We start from the raw sequence: 14,540 nt of genomic DNA, 5'->3' as shown, positions 1-14,540 counted from the left end.
TTCCGACAATTCGAGCACCCCGTCGACAGTTGGCGCGCTTGTGCGGAGCACGCAAGATTCCCGGCACCGAATGGCTACCGAAAGGTAACTACGGCTGCTTTGATGTGGCGCGCCGGTTCAACCCCCCACCCTCACTTGGGAGTTCCTGTGCAGCTTGTCGCGCTCCGCCGTATTCCCGGCGTCGCTCTCTCACTGGCGCTCGCCGCCGCCACCCTGGCCGCGACCGCGCCCGGCGCCTCGGCCGCCCCGGCCGAGGGGACCCCGGGCCTGAAGGTACTCACGTACAACGCCTTCCTCTTCAGCAAGACCCTCTACCCGAACTGGGGACAGGACCACCGGGCCAAGGAGATCCCCGCCGCCTCCTTCTTCCGCGGCAACGACGTCGTCGTGCTCCAGGAGGCCTTCGACAACTCGTCCTCGGACGCCCTCAAGGCGAACGCCGCCGGCCAGTACCCCTACCAGACCCCGGTCATGGGCCGCAGCAAGAGCGGCTGGGACGCCACCGGTGGCTCCTACTCCGCAACGACGCCGGAGGACGGCGGCGTGACGATCCTCAGCAAGTGGCCGATCGTCCGCAAGGAGCAGTACGTCTACAAGGACGCCTGCGGCGCCGACTGGTACTCGAACAAGGGCTTCGTCTACACGGTCCTCGACGTCGGCGGCACGCGGGTCCACGTCGTCGGCACCCACGCGCAGTCCACCGACCCGGGCTGCTCGGCGGGCGAGGCGGCCCAGATGCGCAGCCGCCAGTTCAGGGCCATGGACGCCTTCCTGGACGCCAAGAACATCCCGGCGGGCGAACAGGTCCTGGTCGCCGGGGACTTCAACGTCGACTCGCGGACGCCGGAATACGGCACGATGCTCGCCGACGCCGGTCTCGCCGGCGCGGACGCGCGCACCGGGCACCCGTACTCCTTCGACACCGCGCAGAACTCGATCGCCTCGGAGCGCTACCCCGACGACCCGCGCGAGGACCTCGACTACGTACTGCACCGCGCCGGCCACGCCCGGCCGGCCGGCTGGACGAACAACGTGATCCAGGAGCAGAGCGCGCCCTGGACGGTGTCCAGCTGGGGCACCCGGTACACCTACACGAACCTTTCCGACCACTACCCGGTCACGGCCTACCCGGCCGGCTGACCGGAGCGGCCTCCCGCCGGGGCTCCGGGCGACACCCGTCGCCCGGAGCCCCGGCGGGGCGCGCCGCCGGCCTCCCCGGCCCGTCCGGCCGCCCCTCCGCCCGACGACCGCACCCGGTGGCGACCCTGGGTGAACTAGATTGGGCCGCAGTGGGACGAACAGGGAGGCACCCCGTGCCATCAGGGCAGCAGGCGCGCGCACAGGCCGCGGCGATCACCCCCGGCAAACGCTCCCCGGAGACGGCGGAGGCGACTCCCGTCGACCGGGTCCGCGCGCTCTTCGGCGGCCACCGCCTCTCCCCCGGACAACGGCGGATCGCCCAGTTCCTGATCGACCACCTCACCGAGGCCGCCTTCCTGTCGATCACGGAGCTCGCGGAACGGGTGGGGGTGAGCCAGCCGTCCGTGACCCGATTCGCTTCCTCCCTCGGATTCAGCGGGTACCCCGCGCTCCGCGAGGCCCTCCAGCCCATCGCGCTCAGCGCCGTCGCCGGAGCGCCCGAGGGCCGGGAGAAGCAGCGCCGCAACGAGCTCCAGGAGGCGGTCGACCACGAGATCGAGAACCTGGCGTCGCTGCGCCGCACCCTCGCGGACGCCGACCGGATCCTGGAGATCGGCGGCGAGCTGGCCCGGTCCGTCCCGCTCACCGTGCTCGGCCTGCGGATCTCGGTCTCGCTCGCCGAGTACTTCGCCTACGCGGCCCGGCGCATCCACCCCGACGTCCGGGTGGTGACCCGCGGCGGCAGCGTCGCCTACGACGCGCTGCTCCAGTCGCGCGAGGCGGGCGGCACGTGGGTGCTGGCCTTCGCGATGCCCCGGCACGCCAACGAGACCCTGGCCGCCGTGCGGGCGGCCCGCAGCACCGGGCTGCGCGTCGCCATGATCACGGACCTGGCGCTCGGACCGCTGGCCCACGAGGCCGACGTGGCCTTCACGGCGGGCACCGGCTCACGGCTCGTCTTCGACTCGTACGCGGCGCCGGGGGTGCTGTCCGCGGCGATCCTCCAGGCGATGGCGGACGCCGATCCCGAACGCACCCAGGCCCGGCTGGAGAAGTACGAGCAGGCCTCGGAGCAGTACGACTTCTTCCTGGAGGACTGAGCCGGTCCCGAGTCGGAAGGGACCGGTGTTTTCATACCCCCGGGGCGCATGAATTTTTTCATGCCCTTGCATACTCGACGGTATATATATTTACTACGTGTGCCCCCGAGGGCTCGGACAGAACACCGAACGGGTCGCCCCCTCCTCCTCGCGACCCCTGGCTGTTCCCCCGGGGCACTCCGCGTTCGCGCGGGTCCCCACCGCGGCGGCTCCGGCCAACCCCTGGGCCGGAGCCGCCGCACCCCTGTGAACAGGCCCCTTCCGAAGGCGACAACGATGTCCCATCACCGCACACAGATCAGCGACGACTGGCCGTACTCGGTCCTGACCCCGGTCAGCCACAACTGGGAGAGCACCGCCGTCCGCTGGCTGCGCGAGCTGCTGCCGGCCCGGTACGCCGGATACGCCACCCTGACACGCCATCCCGTCCTGCTGGCCCGCCACACCCGGCTGCAGATAGAGCACGAGATACGAGCGGTGCGGGTGGCGATGCAGACCTGCCGGGCGGAGCTGCCGCCGATGGGCGTGGCCGACCCGACGATCGAGTGCGCGATCAGGATGTACGCCGCCGAGCTGGAGCAGCTGAGCCGGCTCGCCCGGGGCGTGCGCCTGGTGTCGGAGGCGCTCCAGGCGAGCACCGACGGCGCCCGTCGGCGGGCCCGGGTCTGACGGACCGGGCCCGACGGAAGCGCTCCGGGGGCAACGAGCACCCACCGTGGCCCGCCCCCGGCGAGTGGATCAGTGGGTTCCGAAGTTGCTGTAGAGCCACAGGCCCACGACGCCGGCCACGCAGAGCAGGACCACCCAGGAGCCGATGCCCGTGTGGCGGCCGCGCGCGGGCTTCGGCGGCCGGGCCGCTCGGGCCTGCCGGCCCGGACGACGGGCGGCACCGACCGGTTCCGCGGCCGCCTCGGCGGCGGTGACGTCCGCGAGGAGGCGGCGGCAGACCGCGGCCAGCTCCCCCGTCCCGGCGGACAGGTCGACCACCGCCTCCGAGCGGGCCGGAGCAGTGGTGCCGCCGTCGAGCAGGCGCCCGGCCCGGACCCGCGCCTGGTCCTTCCCCCCGGTGGGGGCCAGACTGATCCAGCGGCCCACGTGCTCGCCCCGGATCACCACGCCGCCGCCCCGCTCGCGGTACACGGTGTGCTCCCGCCACAGAAGCCCGGCCAACTCGGCTGCCGTGTCCCTGAGTTCCGCGTACATGCCGTACCCCTCCCCTGACCCCCGATTCGAACAAGCACGTGACTCTAGCGTCAGGTACACGCCACCTCGCACGCCGGGTCCGCCGCCGTCCCGGCCGGTCCGCTACGCGTCGAGGTCGTACACCGTGACCGGGATCCCCCGCGCCACCAGACGGGCGGTGACCAGCGGTTCGGCCCAGCGGCGCGAGAGCGCCAGGACGAAACCCTTCCCCCAGCCGCCCAGGTCGTTGCAGACATGAGCGATGATCTTGACGCCCTTCCCCTGCGGAGCGGTCGCGTCGCCCCGTACGTACGTGATGGCCGGCTCGTTCCCCGTCATGCCGTCACCGTACGGCCCGCCACCGACAACGCCGCGGCTCTTTTACAACGCCGGTGAGACAGCAATACTGTTGCACCGAAGGGCGACACACGGGAAACGAGGCACCTCAGATGGCCACCGAGACCGAGGAGCAGCCGCCGACGTTCACCGTCGACGAGCTGGCCGCCCGGGCCGGCGTCACCGTGCGCACGGTGCGGTTCTACGGGACGCGCGGGCTGCTGCCGCCGCCCGTGATCGGCCCGCGCCGGGTCGGCCACTACGGCCCCGAACACCTCTCGCGCCTGGCTCTGATCGAGGAGCTCCAGCGCCAGGGCATGACCCTGGCAGCGATCGAACGGTACCTGGAGCAGCTCCCGCCCGATCTGAGCGCCCAGGATCTGGCCATCCACCGCGCGCTCGTGGCCTCCTGGGCGCCGGAGTCGGCGGAGGAGACCACGCACCGCGAGCTCGAACGACGGGCCGGCCGGGCCCTGGACGACGAGGACATCGACCGGCTCGCGGCGATGGGCGTGCTCGACCGGGGGCCGGATCCGGAGGTCTTCCGGCTGGACGGCACGCTCCTGCGGCTGGGAGTGGAGCTGCTCGACGTCCCCATCGCCCACGAGACGATCCTCGCCTCGCGCACGGTGCTGCTGGAACACGCCCGCGCGGCGGCGCAGGAGCTCTCCCGGCTGTTCCGCGAGGAGGTGTGGAACCCGTACCGGGAGCGGGAGTCGGACCCCGATCACGTGGCGGCCATGAAGTCGCTCTCGGCGCACATGCAGCCGATGGTGGTGCAGGCGCTGGTGACGGCGTTCCAGCGGTCGCTGCGGGAGGAGCTGCGGGCCGCGTTCGGCGCGGGGACGCCGGCGGAGGGCGGGACGGCGGGAGCCGGCGCCTGAGCGTCAGCGGGAGGGGGCGGCCGGTCAGGGCGTCAGACCGACCCAGATGGACTCGCTCTCCCGGATGACGTAGATGGCTCCGGTCTCGGGGGTCCAGCCGAGCGGGACGACGTAGTAGCGACCGTCTCGTTCGAGCAGGAGCCGCAGGCCGGTGTACCGGTAGGGGTGGAGCAGGCCGCTCGGCAGCGGCTCCTTCCGGACCTCGCCGTCCGGGAGGGACAGCGGCCGGCTGCTGAGCACCACCACGCCGGTCCAGTCGACGACGTGACGGGCATGGGAACTGGCGTCGCGCTGGGCGGTGTCGACCGTGATCCGGGTGAGGCCCCAGAAGAGGAAGACCGCCGCGGCGAAGACCGGGAGCGCCCGGCGCCGGAATCCGTGCGGCCGGCGGCCGTGTGCGTCGCGGCACTGCGTCAGCAGCAGCCCGGCGCCGATGACGAACGGGGCGGTCCAGCCGTAGGGCTGGATCTGCGTCCACAGCGCGAGCAGCAGGACGCCGAGGGCCACGACCGGCAGGGAGAGGCGGGCCCCGAGCGCCTCGGCCCGCCCGCCGGCGCGCGGCGCCCCCTGCCGGTGGCTCCGGGCCCGCAGCGAGGGTGCGATCACGGCGAGCACGATCAGCCCGGCGGCCACCAGCACCTCCAGCTTCAGCAGATGCAGGCTCTGCGTCGCGAGCTCGCCGAAGCCCAGGTCGAGGGTGCCGAGGGAGATGTGGAAGTAGCCGTAGTACGAACTGGTGTACATCGCCCCCAGATAGAAGAGGAGTCCGGCGATGAAGGTCCCCTGGGCGATGACCAGCTTGAGGAGCATGGTGGGGCTCGCGGAGTCGTCGCCCGGTCCCTCGTGCGCCGGCCCCGGCTCCGGCTCCGGGCGCGGGTCCCGCGCCGGCTCGTCCGAGGGCGGCAGCGTCACGTGCCGTCTGGTGCGGGGTTCACGGATCCGTCCGGGGGCGTCCGGTTCTCCGCGGGCTTCGTGAAGCTGGGTGCCGAGGTCGGGCGGCCGTTGCCACCGGGACTCTTCGGCGGGCCGGACGGCAGCGGGGGCACCGACGGCTCGCCGCCGCCCGAGCTCCGCCGCCCGGCGGGCGTCGACGCCCCGGGCGGCGGCGTGTACGCCGGCGGGGACGACTCCTGCGACGGCCCGGAGACCGTCTCGGAGGGCGAGGGGCCGTCCCCCGGATCGGGCGAATCGGAGCCGCACGCGGCCAGCGCGGCGGCGCCGCACAGGCCGAGGGTGACGAACAGGGTGGCCCGCAGCCGACGGACGGTCTTCTCGCGCATCCGACCTCCTTGATCGTCCGCGAGCATAGGCGGCCGTCCTCCGGGTCGCCCGGACCCACGCGAAGCGGCCCCGGCGCACCGCTCGATCGGACGATCGTGCCGTGGCGCCGGGGCCGCTCGCTCCCATGGGGGGTCAGGCGTCGGTGAAGACCTCGCCGCGCTCGGCCTTCTCGACCAGCAGGGCGGGCGGGGTGAAGCGGTCGCCGTACTTCTCCGCCAGCTCGCGCGCCCGCGCCACGAAGCCGGGCAGGCCGCCCTCGTAGCCGTTGATGTACTGCAGGACGCCGCCGGTCCAGGCCGGGAAGCCGATGCCCATGATGGAGCCGATGTTGGCGTCGGCGACCGACGTGAGGACGTTCTCCTCCAGGCAGCGCACGGAGTCGAGCGCCTCGGAGAAGAGCATCCGCTCCTTCATGTCCTCGAACGGGATCGTGACGTCCGGGCGGGTGAAGTGCTCGCGCAGGCCCGGCCACAGGCGCGTGCGCCGGCCGTCCTCGCCGTACTCGTAGAAGCCGCCACCGCCGCTGCGGCCGGGGCGGCCGAACTCGTCGACCATCCGGTCGATCACCGCGTCGGAGGGGTGCCCGGTCCAGGTGCCGCCGGCCTCCTCCACCGCGCGCCGGGTCTCGTTGCGGATCTTGCGGGGCAGGGTGAGGGTCAGCTCGTCCATCAGCGAGAGGACCTTGGCCGGGTAGCCCGCCTGGGCCGCCGCCTGCTCGACGGAGACCGGGTCCGCGCCCTCGCCGACCATCGCCACGCCCTCGTTGATGAACTGGCCGATCACCCGGGAGGTGAAGAACCCGCGCGAGTCGTTGACGACGATCGGGGTCTTGCTGATCCGGCGCACCAGGTCGAAGGCGCGGGCGAGGGCCTCGTCGCCGGTGCGCTCGCCCTTGATGATCTCCACGAGCGGCATCTTGTCGACGGGCGAGAAGAAGTGCAGGCCGATGAAGTCGACGGGCCGGGAGACGCCCTCGGCGAGCACCGTGATGGGCAGCGTGGACGTGTTGGAGCAGAGCAGCGCGTCCGGCTCGATGACGTCCTGGATCTCCTGGAACACCTTGTGCTTCAGGGCGGTGTCCTCGAAGACGGCCTCGATGACGGCGTCGCAGCCGGCCAGGTCCGCCGGGTCGGCGGTCGGCGTGATCCGGGCGAGCAGCGCGTCGCGCTTGGCCTCGGTGGTGCGGCCCCGGGAGAGCGCCTTGGCGAGCAGCTTCTCGGAGTACTCCTTGCCGCGCTGCGCGGCCTCCGCGGTGACGTCCTTGAGGACGACGTCGATGCCCGCGCGGGCGCAGGAGTACGCGATGCCGGCGCCCATCATGCCGGCGCCGAGCACGGCGACCTTGCGGACCTGACGGGGCTCGACGCCCTGCGGGCGGTTGGCGCCGGAGTTGACGGCCTGGAGGTCGAAGAAGAAGGCCTGGATCATGTTCTTCGCGGTCTGGCCGGTCACCAGCTCGGTGAAGTAGCGGGCCTCGATGACCAGGGCGGTCTCGAAGTCGACCTGTGCGCCCTCGACGGCGCACGCCAGGATGTTGCGGGGCGCGGGGTAGGGGGCGCCGTTCAGCTGCTTGCGCAGGTTGGCCGGGAAGGCCGGGAGGTTGGCGGCGAACCGCGGGTTCGACGGCGTGCCGCCGGGGATCTTGTAGCCCTTGACGTCCCAGGGCTGGTGCGACTCGGGGTGGGTGTCGATGAAGGCGCGCGCCTTCGCGAGCATCTCCTCCGGCGTGGCGGCCACCTCGTGGACCAGGCCGTTCTCGAGCGCCCGCTGCGGTGTGTACTGGGTGCCCTGGAGCAGGACCTTGAGGAGCGCGTCGGCGATGCCCATCAGGCGTACGGTGCGGGTCACGCCGCCACCGGCCGGGAGGAGGCCGAGGGTGACCTCGGGAAGGCCGATCTTGGAGCCGGGGGCGTCGAGGGCGATGCGGTGGTGCGAGGCGAGGGCGATCTCGTAACCGCCGCCGAGGGCCGCGCCGTTGACGGCGGCGACGACCGGCTTGCCGATCGTCTCGATGGCGCGGAGCGAGGCCTTGATGGCGGTGCCGGTGTCGAAGGCCTGCTGAGCCTGCTCGGGCCCGACCTTCATCATGTCCTTGAGGTCGCCGCCGGCGAAGAAGGTCTTCTTGGCCGAGGTGTAGATGATGCCGCGGATGGAGTCGCGTTCCGCGACGACCCGCGCGGCGATCGCCGCGATGGAGTCCTTGAACGCCTGGTTCATGGTGTTCGCGGACTGGTCGGGGTCGTCCAGGACGAGGGTGACGATCCCGGTCTCGTCCTGCTCCCAGCGGATGGTGGTGCTCTCGGTCATTGCGATGTCTCCGAAGATGGGAAGGGAGGGACGGACGGTCAGACGCGCTCGACGATCGTGGCGATGCCCATGCCGCCGCCGACGCACAGCGTGGCCAGGCCGTAGCGCTTGTCCTGGCGCTCCAGCTCGTCGATCAGGGTGCCGAGGATCATCGCGCCGGTGGCGCCCAGCGGGTGGCCGAGCGCGATCGCGCCGCCGTTGACGTTCACCTTGTCCAGGCTGATGCCCATGTCCTTGACGAAGCGGAGCACGACGCCGGCGAAGGCCTCGTTGATCTCGACCAGGTCGATGTCGTCCATCGTCAGGCCGGCCTTCGCGAGCGCCTTGCGGGTGGCGGGCGCGGGGCCGGTGAGCATGATGGTCGGCTCGGAGCCGGAGACGGCCGCGGCCACGATCCGGGCCCGGGGCGTGAGTCCGTAGCGCTCGCCGACCTCCTTGGAGCCGATCGCGACGAGGGACGCGCCGTCGACGATGCCGGAGGAGTTGCCCGCGTGGTGGACGTGGTCGATCTTCTCGACCCAGTGGTACTTCTGCAGCGCGACCGCGTCGAAGCCGCCCATGTCGCCGATCGCGGCGAAGGAGGGCTTGAGCGAGGCCAGCGAGTCGGCCGTGGTGCCCGGCCGCATGTGCTCGTCGTGGTCGAGGACCGTGAGGCCGCTGTGCCGGTCGGTGACCGGGACGACGGAACGGTCGAAGCGGCCGTCCTTCCACGCCGCCGCCGCCCGCTCCTGGGAGAGCGCCGCGTACTCGTCGACGTCCCGGCGGGTGAAGCCCTCGATGGTGGCGATGAGGTCGGCGCCGATGCCCTGCGGGACGAAGCCGGTCTCGTAGTTGGTCATCGGGTCGGCGAACCAGGCACCGCCGTCGGAGGCCATCGGGACCCGCGACATCGACTCGACGCCGCCGGCCAGGACCAGGTCCTCCCAGCCCGAGCGGACCTTCATCGCGGCCATGTTGACCGCTTCGAGGCCGGAGGCACAGAAGCGGTTCTCCTGGACGCCGGCGACGGTGTCGGGCAGTCCGGCGGCGATGGCGGCGATCCGGGCGATGTCGGAGCCCTGGTCGCCGACCGGGCCGACGACACCGAGGACGATGTCGTCGACGGCGGCCGGGTCCAGGGTGGGGAAGCGGCGCCGGATCTCGTGGATGAGCCCGACGACCAGGTCGATGGGCTTGGTGCCGTGCAGGGCGCCGTTGGCCTTGCCGCGACCGCGCGGGGTGCGGATCGCGTCGTACACGTACGCTTCGGTGCTCACGGGAAGCCTTTCGGGAAGAACGGGAGGTGCGTGAGGGTGGGTGATCGGGAGGGGTGCCGGGGCCGGCGGGTCCGTCAGCCGAGCAGGGACCGGCCGATGATCTCCTTCATGATCTCGGTCGTGCCGCCGTAGATCGTCTGGATGCGGCCGTCCGTGAACGCGCGCGCCACCGGGAACTCGGCCATGTAGCCGTATCCGCCGTGCAGTTGCAGGCAGCGGTCGGCGACCCGCTTCTGCAGCTCGGTCGCCCACCACTTGGCCATCGAGGCGTGGACGGCGTCGAGCCGCCCTTCGGCGTGGTCGATGATGCACCGGTCGAGGAAGGTGCGGGTGACGGCGCACTCGGTGGCCATCTCCGCGATCTCGAAGCGGACGTGCTGGAGACGGGAGAGCGGCCGGCCGAAGGCCTCGCGCTCCTTGACGTAGGTCGTCGTGATCTCCAGGAGGTGTTCGGCGGCGGCGATGCCGGCCACCGCGATGGCCATCCGCTCCTGGGCGAGGTTGGTCATCAGGTGGACGAAGGCGCCGTCGAGCTCGCCGAGCAGGTTCTCCTTGGGGACGCGGACGTCGTGGAAGAACAGTTCGGCGGTGTCCTGGGACTTCTGGCCGATCTTGTCGAGGTTCCGGCCGCGCTCGAATCCCTCCATGCCCCGCTCGACGACGAGCAGCGAGAGCCCGTGCGCGCCGCCCTCGGGGGTCGTCTTCGCGACGACGATCACCAGGTCGGCGAGGATGCCGTTGGAGATGAAGGTCTTGGAGCCGTTGAGGACCCAGTGGTCGCCCCGGTCCTCGGCGGAGGTGCGGATGCCCTGGAGGTCGGAGCCCGCGCCCGGCTCGGTCATCGCTATCGCGGTGATCAGCTCGCCCGAGCAGAATCCCGGCAGCCAGCGCCGCTTCTGCTCCTCGGTCGCCAGAGACGTGAGGTACGGGCCGATGATGTCGTTGTGCAGCCCGAGCGCGATGCCCGGGGCGCCGGCCCGGGTGAACTCCTCGGCGAGGACGGCGCTGTAGCGGAAGTCGGGGTTCCCGCCGCCGCCGTACTCCTCCTCCACGGCGAGGCCGAGCAGGCCCTGCCGGCCGGCCGCGCGCCAGGCGTCGCGCGAGACGATCCCGTCCTTCTCCCACTGCTCGTAGTGCGGCAGCACCTCCTTGGCGAGGAAGGTGCGGACGGTCTCGCGGAACGCCTCGTGGTCGGCGGTGTAGAGCTGGCGCTTCATGCCTGCGGCTCCTGCGGTGCGTCGGTGCGGGTGGTCAGGGAGGGTACGGCCCAGTCGCGGGCGACCTCGCCGGTGTCGGCGCCGGGCAGCGCCGGGCCGCCGCGGACGGTGCCGGGTGTGGCCGAGAACCGGGGGGCGGGCGCGGGCTGGGTGAGTCCGCCGTGCTCGACGAAGGTGCCGCGGGCCGCGAGGTGGGGGTGGGCCGGCGCCTCGCGCATCGAGAGGACGGGCGCCACGCAGGCGTCGGTCCCGGCGAAGACCGCCGTCCACTCCTCGCCGGTGCGGGTGCGGAAGCGGGCGGCCACGGCCGCGCGCAGTTCGTCCCAGCGGCCGGGGTCCTTGCGGAGGGGCGCGACGTCCTCGATGCCGAGCAGCCGCACGAACTCGTCGTAGAAGGGCTGCTCCAGCGCACCGACGGCCATGTGGCGGCCGTCGGCGGTCTCGTAGACGCCGTAGAAGGGACAGCCTCCGTCCAGCAGGTTGACGCCGCGGCGGTCCTGCCAGCCGCCGACGGCCAGCATGCCGTGGATCATGGTGGCGAGATGGGCGGCCCCGTCCACGATCGCCGCGTCGACGACCTGGCCCTCGCCGTGCTCGCCGGCGTGCCGGAGCGCGGCGAGCACGCCCACGACGAGGTAGAGCGAGCCGCCCGCGTAGTCGCCGACGAGGTTGGCGGGCACGGTGGGCGGGCCGTCCGGGTCGGGGCCGATCATGCCGAGGGTGCCCGTGACGGCGAGGTAGGAGATGTCGTGGCCGGCGGTCGAGGCCAGCGGTCCGTCCTGGCCCCAGCCGGTCATCCGGCCGTAGACCAGTCGCGGATTGCGGGCGAGACAGGCGTCGGGCCCGACGCCGAGGCGCTCCGCGACGCCGGGCCGGTAGCCCTCGATGAGGATGTCGGCCCGTTCGACCAGGTCGAGCACGGTCGCGGCGCCGCCCTCGGCCTTGAGGTCGACGAGGACGGAGCGCTTGCTGCGGTTGGTGAGGTCGTACGCGGGATCGATGCCGAGCCCGGGACCGCCCGGGCGGTCGACGCGGACGACGTCGGCGCCGAGGTCGGCGAGGAGCATGGCGGCGAACGGGCCCGGCCCGATCCCTGCGAGTTCGACCACGCGCACCCCGGAGAGCGGGCCGTTCCGGGCGTTCCGCGTCCCTGCCATGAAGCCCCCAGCGCTGTGTGACACCAATGATGTAACACCGGTGATGCTAGGAACGTGTTCCACTCCGCACAAGACCCCGGGCCGAGCAAGCGCTTGGAAATTGTGCTTCGGCCGAGTTCCGCTAGGCTCCGCCGACGACAAGCGCCCGGACGGCGGCGCGGGTGAAGGCGAGGGGCTGGATGGAGACAGGGGCCGGCACGGGGCGGGACGACGCGGCACGGCCGTACGACCTGGTGCTCTTCGGGGCGACCGGGTTCGTGGGCGAGCTCACCGCGGAGTATCTGGCCGAACACGCTCCGGCCGGGTGCCGCTGGGCACTCGCCGGGCGCAGCCGCGCGAAACTGGAGGCCCTGCGCGAACGGCTCGCGATCGGCCGCCCGCACTGCGCGGAGCTGCCGCTCGTGGTGGCGGACTCCGCCGATCCGGAGGCGGTGCGCGCGCTCGCCGAGTCCGCCCGGGTCGTGGCGACCACGGTCGGCCCGTACGTCTGGTACGGCGAGGGCCTGGTGGCGGCGTGCGCGGAGGCGGGCACCGACTACGTGGACCTGACCGGCGAGACCGAGTTCATCGACCTGACGTACGTGCGGCACGACGCGCGGGCCCGGGAGACCGGGGCCCGCCTGGTGCACGCCTGCGGCTTCGACTCGGTGCCGCACGACCTCGGGGTGTACTACACCGTCGGGCAGCTCCCGAAGGACGTGCCGCTGCGGATCGACGGATTCGTCCGGGCCGGCGCCGTCTTCTCGGGCGGCACGTTCGCCTCCGCGCTGACGGCGATGGGGCGCGGGCGCGAGATCCTGCGGGCCGCGCACGAACGGCGGCTGCACGAGCCCCGGCTGGTGGGCCGGCGGGCCCACGCGCCGCTGGCGGGGCCGCGGTTCAGCCGGGAGACGGGCACCTGGGCACTGCCCCTGCCCACCCTCGACCCGCAGGTCATCGCCCGCTCGGCGGCGGCGCTGGAGCGCTACGGCCCCGACTTCCGCTACCGCCACTACGCGTCGGTCAAGACCCTGCCGATGGCGCTGGGCGGCGCCGCGGCCGTGGGTACGGGCCTGATTGCGGCCCAACTGCCGCCGCTGCGGCGCTGGATGATGGACCGCTACGAGGCGGGCCAGGGCCCCAGCGCCGAGCGGCGGGCGCGGAGCTGGTTCTCGGTGCGCTTCGTGGGCGAGGGCGGCGGCCGGCGGGTCTTCACGGAGGTCTCGGGCGGCGACCCGGGCTACGACGAGACGGCGAAGATGCTGGCCGAATCCGCGCTCTGCCTCGCCTTCGACACTCTGCCCAAGACGTCCGGGCAGGTCACGACGGCCGTCGCGATGGGCGACGCGCTGCTCGACCGGCTGCAGGCGGCGGGCATCCGCTTCCGGGTGGCCGACGCGCGCTAGGTGTGTCGCGAAAGGCCCTCCCCCCTGGGCTTCGCCGGGGAGGAGGGCCTTTCCGGACAGGTCCCGAACGTGCGATGTGACCCCCGGGCCGCGGCGGCGACGGTACGTGCGGCCTGAACGACCGTGGTTCAGGCCGCGCGGAGATCTCGCCGAGGCACAAGGTGCCGTAGAGCCGGAGCCGCGCCGCCGCCGCGGAGGTGGCGGGCGGGACGGCCTCCGCCCGCCCCGGCCGCCACACCCCTCTCTCCTCTTCTCCCCGCCCCACCATTCCCTTCGCCTTGCCCGACCAGGTATCTTGCATCGCATGGAACCAGGCGATTCGACCAAGCAGGCCCGGGCGGCCGCCCAGCTGCGCAAGGGGGTGCTGGAGTACTGCGTCCTCGCCCTGATGCGGGACCGCCCCCGCTACGGCGTGGAACTCCTCCACGCCCTGGAGGAGTCCGGCGCCCTGGCCACCGGCCAGGGCACGGTCTACCCGCTGCTCTCCCGGCTCCGCCGCGACGACCTGGTCACCACCACCTGGCAGGAGTCCGCCTCCGGACCACCCCGTCGCTACTACGCGCTCACCGACAGCGGCCGGGCCGCGCTCGACGAGTTCACCCGCGTCTGGCCCGCCTTCCGCGACGCCGTCGACACCTTCCTGACCACCCCGCACCCCTCTGCCGGAGACCCCTCATGAAGACCCCTGCCGACCCCGTACGCGACTACCTCGCCGCCGTCGAGCGCGAGGCCTCCGCACTCCCCGCCGACCGTCGCCACGAGCTCCTGGCCGACCTCGCCGAACACATCGAGGTGACCCGCGCCGAACGCCCCGGCACCGCGACCGGCGAGGTCCTGGCGGCGCTGGGGGACCCCCGCGCGATCGCGGCCACGGCACTGGCCGAGGCGGGGAACGGGGACACCGCGGCCCCGGCCCGGGGCGGTGCCGGCGCACCCGCCCGGCGCGGCAGGGTGCACCCCCTGGTGCCACTCCTGATGCTCACCCTGTCGCTGCCGTTCATGATGGTCTTCCCGGACCACCCCGGCCCCCTGTTCGGAGTCCTGTTCCGCGTCACCGGCGCGGTACTCCTGTGCACCTCGGTGCACTGGACCCCTGTCCGGAAGAGCACCGGCGTCCTGCTCGCCGCCGTCCTGCCGACCGCCGTCATCGCCGCCTGGAACCTGTCCGGCGGCGGCCCGGCGGGCGACGCACCGGCCCTCTGGGCCAACCTGGCGATGCTCGCCCTGCTGGGCGGAACCGCGGCATGGCTCTGGCGGGTCCGCCGCGCCTGAGCCGCCGCGGAAGGGCCGGACGC

14 protein-coding genes and 1 pseudogene are annotated in these 14,540 nt (G+C 72.8%); 7 read left to right on the top strand and 8 right to left on the bottom strand.

From position 1 onward, the window contains the following. Positions 1-102: 102 nt before the first annotated feature. The 3 genes from sph (at position 103) to ACGFZF_RS11905 (ending at position 2,909) form a co-directional block, all read left to right on the top strand. Positions 103-1,140, top strand: a complete 1,038-nt coding sequence (sph, locus tag ACGFZF_RS11915; protein WP_393553744.1) for a sphingomyelin phosphodiesterase — start codon at positions 103-105, stop codon at positions 1,138-1,140. Between the two features lie 173 nt (positions 1,141-1,313). Then, on the top strand, positions 1,314-2,240 hold the full coding sequence (locus ACGFZF_RS11910; RefSeq protein WP_393553492.1) for a MurR/RpiR family transcriptional regulator: 927 nt from the start codon (positions 1,314-1,316) through the stop codon (positions 2,238-2,240). Between the two features lie 276 nt (positions 2,241-2,516). Then, positions 2,517-2,909, top strand: coding sequence for a hypothetical protein (locus ACGFZF_RS11905; protein ID WP_393553490.1), 393 nt, complete (start codon positions 2,517-2,519; stop codon positions 2,907-2,909). A gap of 69 nt (positions 2,910-2,978) precedes the next feature. Here ACGFZF_RS11905 and ACGFZF_RS11900 read toward each other — a convergent pair whose 3' ends face one another. Both ACGFZF_RS11900 and ACGFZF_RS11895 read right to left on the bottom strand, forming a co-directional pair. Further along, a complete protein-coding gene (locus ACGFZF_RS11900; protein ID WP_393553488.1) occupies positions 2,979-3,443 on the bottom strand; it encodes a hypothetical protein in 465 nt (154 codons plus the stop codon). Between the two features lie 165 nt (positions 3,444-3,608). Further along, positions 3,609-3,761, bottom strand: a pseudogene (locus ACGFZF_RS11895) (Appr-1-p processing protein); the annotation flags it as partial. Between the two features lie 110 nt (positions 3,762-3,871). Here ACGFZF_RS11895 and ACGFZF_RS11890 point away from each other — a divergent pair. Beyond that, positions 3,872-4,642 carry a MerR family transcriptional regulator gene (locus ACGFZF_RS11890; protein ID WP_393553486.1) on the top strand — a complete coding sequence of 257 codons (771 nt, stop codon included), beginning with the start codon at positions 3,872-3,874 and terminating at the stop codon, positions 4,640-4,642. A gap of 24 nt (positions 4,643-4,666) precedes the next feature. On the opposite strand, the gene ACGFZF_RS11885 is transcribed toward ACGFZF_RS11890, so the two are convergent. The 6 genes from ACGFZF_RS11885 to ACGFZF_RS11860 form a co-directional block, all read right to left on the bottom strand. Next, positions 4,667-5,554: a hypothetical protein gene (locus ACGFZF_RS11885; protein WP_393553484.1), complete on the bottom strand. Its 888-nt coding sequence runs from the start codon at positions 5,552-5,554 to the stop codon at positions 4,667-4,669. Next, the gene (locus tag ACGFZF_RS11880; RefSeq protein ID WP_393553482.1) at positions 5,551-5,922 is read right to left on the bottom strand and encodes a hypothetical protein; all 372 of its coding nucleotides are present in this window, start codon (positions 5,920-5,922) and stop codon (positions 5,551-5,553) included. Before ACGFZF_RS11880 ends, ACGFZF_RS11885 begins: the two co-directional genes overlap by 4 nt. A 133-nt stretch (positions 5,923-6,055) precedes the next feature. Then, on the bottom strand, positions 6,056-8,230 hold the full coding sequence (locus ACGFZF_RS11875) for a 3-hydroxyacyl-CoA dehydrogenase NAD-binding domain-containing protein (RefSeq protein WP_393553480.1): 2,175 nt from the start codon (positions 8,228-8,230) through the stop codon (positions 6,056-6,058). A 38-nt stretch (positions 8,231-8,268) separates the two neighbouring features. Then, positions 8,269-9,486 carry an acetyl-CoA C-acetyltransferase gene (locus tag ACGFZF_RS11870; protein WP_393553478.1) on the bottom strand — a complete coding sequence of 406 codons (1,218 nt, stop codon included), beginning with the start codon at positions 9,484-9,486 and terminating at the stop codon, positions 8,269-8,271. Between the two features lie 74 nt (positions 9,487-9,560). Then, a complete protein-coding gene (locus ACGFZF_RS11865) occupies positions 9,561-10,703 on the bottom strand; it encodes an acyl-CoA dehydrogenase family protein (protein ID WP_393553476.1) in 1,143 nt (380 codons plus the stop codon). Further along, on the bottom strand, positions 10,700-11,860 hold the full coding sequence (locus ACGFZF_RS11860; protein WP_393553474.1) for a CaiB/BaiF CoA transferase family protein: 1,161 nt from the start codon (positions 11,858-11,860) through the stop codon (positions 10,700-10,702). Before ACGFZF_RS11860 ends, ACGFZF_RS11865 begins: the two co-directional genes overlap by 4 nt. A gap of 179 nt (positions 11,861-12,039) precedes the next feature. Between ACGFZF_RS11860 and ACGFZF_RS11855 the strand changes: the two genes are divergently transcribed. The 3 genes from ACGFZF_RS11855 to ACGFZF_RS11845 all read left to right on the top strand — a co-directional run bounded on the left by ACGFZF_RS11855 (position 12,040) and on the right by ACGFZF_RS11845 (position 14,517). Continuing rightward, positions 12,040-13,245, top strand: coding sequence for a saccharopine dehydrogenase family protein (locus ACGFZF_RS11855; RefSeq protein ID WP_393553472.1), 1,206 nt, complete (start codon positions 12,040-12,042; stop codon positions 13,243-13,245). Between the two features lie 304 nt (positions 13,246-13,549). Continuing rightward, the gene (locus tag ACGFZF_RS11850) at positions 13,550-13,924 is read left to right on the top strand and encodes a PadR family transcriptional regulator (protein WP_147976557.1); all 375 of its coding nucleotides are present in this window, start codon (positions 13,550-13,552) and stop codon (positions 13,922-13,924) included. After that, entirely contained in the window at positions 13,921-14,517 is a 597-nt protein-coding gene (locus ACGFZF_RS11845; protein ID WP_393553469.1) for an HAAS signaling domain-containing protein, read from the top strand. The genes ACGFZF_RS11850 and ACGFZF_RS11845 overlap by 4 nt, the downstream gene beginning before the upstream one ends. Positions 14,518-14,540 lie beyond the last annotated feature (23 nt).

Source organism: Streptomyces sp. NPDC048338 (assembly GCF_043201055.1).
Taxonomy (GTDB): Bacteria; Actinomycetota; Actinomycetes; order Streptomycetales; family Streptomycetaceae; genus Streptomyces.
This window is presented reverse-complemented; position numbering and strand designations above follow the sequence as displayed.